This is a genomic window from Streptomyces sp. NPDC048434, assembly GCF_043200375.1.
GTDB lineage: Bacteria > Actinomycetota > Actinomycetes > Streptomycetales > Streptomycetaceae > Streptomyces.
Window position 1 is genome coordinate 1 of the sequence record NZ_JBICXQ010000078.1, and the last position, 4,089, is coordinate 4,089.

The window sequence follows — 4,089 nt, forward strand, 5'->3', positions numbered from 1 at the left end:
CCGAAGCGCTCGTTGCCGCGGTGTTGAAGGAAGCGGCCGACGGCGTCGAGCCGCTCGCCCCCGATCGGGGACAGCATCACAGCTTGCACCGTGTCCGGTCAGCAGCACAGGTCTACCGGCTGATGCGCCAGGAATTGCACACGCCCTGGGCCGCCCTGCCGTTCCTGGACGACAGGGTGGTCGAAGCGTGCCTGGCGGTACACCTGATTCACCGCGGCACCCCGTACGCCTATAAACAGGTGCTCACCACCGCCATGCGAGGCGTCGTCCCGAACGAGCTGCTGGCCAGGACCACCAAGGGGAGCACGGACACCGATTTCTACGACGGCCTGCGCACCCACCGCCGCGCGCTCGTCGACATCGTGGAGCGGTCCGAACTGGCTGCGCGCGGGCTGATCGAGACGGCGGCCTTGCGCACCGCGCTGCTCGTTCCGACGCCGCACACCTCCACGGCGCTGGAGGACACCCTCGCCTGCGATCACTGGCTGTTGCACCGCGCCCCGGCACCACTTTCCACCGACCTGTCCCAGACCGAGGAATACGCGTGACCGTACGACTGAAGCCGCATGTCTCCACCGCCGTGACCGACAACGGCATGGCCGTGCTGGAGGAGACCACGGGCAGGTTCTTCGAACTCAATGCCACCGGGGCGACCGTCCTGACGGCATTGCTGGACGGAGCCTGTCCCCAGGAGCTCGCCCAGCGCCTCACGGCGGGAGCGGACACCGGTGTGGAGCAGGTCAGCGCGGACATCGCAGCTTTCGTGACATGCCTGACGGAACAGGGGCTGGCCGAGGCCGACACGGAAGCAGACCACGGTCCTGACGCCCGTACCCTCCGCGGAGATGTGGCATGAGCGTCTCCACCGCCCTGCCCGCCGAGACCCGCCCCGCACTCTGGCGTCGGCCTCCTGCCCGGGCCGCCATCGTCCTCGCCTGGCTGCTGGCGAAGCAGCCGCCACACCGCATCCATGCCGTGCTCAGCCGGATCCGGCGCGGTGCGCGCCCCGCCACCTTCGCCGAGGCGCGCCAGGCCCGCGTCAGTGTGGTCGCACTCAGCGTGTTCTGCGCGGGCGAGGGCTGCTTGCAACGCTCCCTCGCCACCGCGCTGCTGTGCCGGATGCGGGGCAGCTGGCCCACTTGGTGTACCGGAGTGCGCACCCAGCCGTTCGCCGCCCACGCCTGGGTAGAGGCCGAAGGGCAACCCGTCGACGAGCCGCATCCGGCAGACCACTACCGGACCATCATGGCTGTCGGGGCCCACGTACCGCAGACCACGACGTGAGCGACGTCGTACCAGAAAGCATGCTCAGGCTTCGTATGCTGGTCCGGTTGACCCGCGGACATCGCAAGGTTCTCGCCCTGTGCATTGTGCTGACGCTCTGCACTCTGGGTCTCGGCTTGTCCCAGCCGCTGTTGGTGAGCCATGTCGTCGATGGGGCCGGGCGCCACGGTCCACCTCCGTGGCCCGCCGTCGGGGCCCTGGCCGCCCTCGTTACAGCCCAGGCACTTCTCCAGACCGCCAGCGGCTACGTGCTGGGACGAACCGGTGAGGACATCGTCCTGCAGCTTCGAACCACTCTCATCGGACAACTTCTGCGGCTTCCGGCCCGCGACTACCAACGCCACCGCCTGGGTGATCTGCTCTCCCGCGCGAGCACCGACACCACAGCCCTGCGCGATGCCCTCACCACGGGCTGCACTGAGGCCGTGACGGGAGTCATCGGCCTGCTGGGCTCCCTCGCAGTGATGGCGTGGCTCGACCTGTGGCTGCTGGCGACCGCCGTGACCGTCGTCGCGGTGATCGCTCTCGCGGTGCTGCCCGCTCTACACCGCATGCGCCCGGCCGCCGAGGCCAACCAGCGGATGCTGGGCAATATGAGCGCCGATCTGGAGCGCGCGCTCAGCGCGATCCGCACGGTGCGCATGAGCGGCGCCACCCAGCGCGAGACCGACCGCATCACCTCTCACGCCCGCCAAGCCCGCGCCGCCGGGATCCGAATGGCGCGGCTGAACGCAGGTCTCATGCCGGCGAGCGAACTCGCCCTCCACACCGCGCTGACCGCAACCGTCGTGGTCGGGGCGGTCCGCACCACGCAGGGCACTGCCTCGATCGCTGACCTGGCAGCGTTCCTGCTCTACCTCAACTACCTCTCCGTCCCCCTCACTGCCCTCGTCAGCGCCGCCGCCCTGCTGCAACAGGCCAGCGGCGCTGTCGGCCGCATCGCCGAAACCCTCGCCCAGCCGCAGGAGTCCGACAGCAGCCGTCAAGCGCAGCCGGCACCAGCAGGCGCCCCCCAGACCTCGCGCGCGGCGCGCCCGTCCTGGAGTTTCAAAACGTCTGGTACAGCCACGAGCGGGAACGGATGGTGCTACAGGGAGCAAGCTTCCAGTTGCCGCCGCGCGGAGTCACCGCACTCTTCGGCGACTCCGGCTCAGGCAAGACAACCGTGCTCAACCTCGCCGCCCGTCTCCACACACCAGACAGCGGACGCGTCCTGTTTCAGGGCAGTGACGTGACGCGGCTGCCCACGGCGGACTACCGACGTGCGGTCGGCCTCGTGGAACAACACAGCCCCCTCCTGCACGGTTCCATCCGCGACAACCTCGCCTACGCCAAACCCGAGGCCACCGACGACGAACTATGGACTCTCCTGGAACTCACTGGGCTGGCACACCACGTCCGCACACTGCCCGACGGCCTGGACACCATGGTCGGCGAACACGGCACGGCCCTGTCCGGAGGCCAACGGCAGCGCATCGCCATCGCCCGGGCCCTTGCGCCACGCCCTGCCCTTATCCTCCTCGATGAACCAACCGCCCACCTGGACCCCGCAGCCGAGAAATCCGTACTCGCCGCCCTGCGGCACATTGGACAGCACTGCGCACTGCTGGTGGTCACACACCGCGAAACCGCCCTGCCAGGCACAACCCTTCGTCTCCTGCTCGACAACGGAGTCATGCGCAGCTCTTGTGCCGGCCCTTCCACGGGGCCCGTGCCACCTCAGGAAAACGGCGAAGGAGCCGGACCCGCTCCCTACCCGACCCTGACGAAACAGGTAAACGGCCCGTAGCGTTACCCTCCTTCATGCCTCCAGCAAAGCAAGATCACCCGACCAGAGACCTTGTTCGATCAGAAGCAAAGTGTTGATCGATAGGAGAACGGCTTCTGAAACCCAGCCCACGCTGGAGATTAGATGTGATGGAGTGACCTCGGAGGCAGGAGACCGAAGGGGTACCCGATGAGCGACAGGACTGATGAGGAGATCGTCCGCGCCGTACGCGGGTTCGCGGCGATGCAAGCCGAGCGCGAGAAGCTGGCCGAGCGGGTAGCGGCACTTCGTACCGCGGTGTCCCCAGAGGACTTGGCCGAGCGCCCTCGGCAGCGTCGACACCCTCATCCAGCACCCCGCGTCTATCAGCCACCGCATCGTGGACGCCAACGACCGCCGAGGCGCGGGAGACAGCGACCTGTCGTTTCTTCCTCAACGTTGCATGCGTGTGCGCCGGTTAGCTGGGCGATGAAGGAACAGTGTGGTAAGCGCCGCCCTCGTCTGCGCAGTTCGATCTTGCATGTCGCACCAGCGCCACCACTCAGGCGGACCGAACGGCGTTGATTAAATCGCCTCTCAGCCGAAGCCTCACGAACTGCTTGTTGACGTCGCTGCCTTGGTGGAGTCCGGGCACAGCCACCAGATGACGCTGACCGTGGTCGCCGGTGGTGCTGTCATCACGGGTCGGCTGGCTCCCGAAGCTGTCTGGAGGCAGCGGGTGTCCGAGGTCCTGGCGGACTCGGCCCGCCTCAATGAATTCTCCGCCGCCTTCACCGCTACGACGTGTGAGGACAAGGCGCCCACGCATCTGCATTTCCATGTGGCTCGGATTCTGCAGGGCACGGCGGGGGTCCCGGAGACAGGCGGGATGTACCGCGTGGCGATCGATGACGTCAGCGCTTGGACCGTGGGCGACTTCAGCTACTCCGACCAGTGAGATACAACGCTGCGCGTTGACGGACCGCGCGGCAATGCGGTGAGGGTGCCGCCCGCCCCGAGCGGGCGGCACCCCCACGGGATGTTTGGTGGGGGGGGGC

At 67.8% G+C, this 4,089-nt stretch carries 5 protein-coding genes and 1 pseudogene; all 6 read left to right on the forward strand.

Features of this window, described 5'->3' with window-relative positions; translation table 11 throughout:
* The coding region (locus ACGFWI_RS38810; RefSeq protein WP_393910775.1) for an asparagine synthase-related protein at window positions 1-548 on the forward strand (548 nt) is incomplete at its 5' end.
* Entirely contained in the window at window positions 545-856 is a 312-nt protein-coding gene (locus tag ACGFWI_RS38815; RefSeq protein WP_393910776.1) for a lasso peptide biosynthesis PqqD family chaperone, read from the forward strand. The genes ACGFWI_RS38810 and ACGFWI_RS38815, both read left to right, overlap by 4 nt.
* On the forward strand, window positions 853-1,284 hold the full coding sequence (locus ACGFWI_RS38820; protein ID WP_393910777.1) for a lasso peptide biosynthesis B2 protein: 432 nt from the start codon (window positions 853-855) through the stop codon (window positions 1,282-1,284). The genes ACGFWI_RS38815 and ACGFWI_RS38820 overlap by 4 nt, the downstream gene beginning before the upstream one ends.
* A 35-nt stretch (window positions 1,285-1,319) precedes the next feature.
* A pseudogene (locus tag ACGFWI_RS38825) lies at window positions 1,320-2,153 on the forward strand (ABC transporter ATP-binding protein); the annotation flags it as partial.
* A gap of 212 nt (window positions 2,154-2,365) precedes the next feature.
* Window positions 2,366-3,073, forward strand: a complete 708-nt coding sequence (locus tag ACGFWI_RS38830; RefSeq protein ID WP_393910778.1) for an ATP-binding cassette domain-containing protein — start codon at window positions 2,366-2,368, stop codon at window positions 3,071-3,073.
* A 547-nt stretch (window positions 3,074-3,620) separates the two neighbouring features.
* A complete protein-coding gene (locus ACGFWI_RS38835) occupies window positions 3,621-3,989 on the forward strand; it encodes a hypothetical protein (protein ID WP_393910779.1) in 369 nt (122 codons plus the stop codon).
* Window positions 3,990-4,089 lie beyond the last annotated feature (100 nt).

What these genes read in the sequence shown, in the direction of transcription:
- ACGFWI_RS38820 (WP_393910777.1), top strand. Translation starts at nt 853, where the DNA reads ATGAGCGTCTCCACCGCCCTGCCCGCCGAGACCCGCCCCGCACTCTGG.
- ACGFWI_RS38830 (WP_393910778.1), top strand. Translation starts at nt 2,366, where the DNA reads ATGGTGCTACAGGGAGCAAGCTTCCAGTTGCCGCCGCGCGGAGTCACC.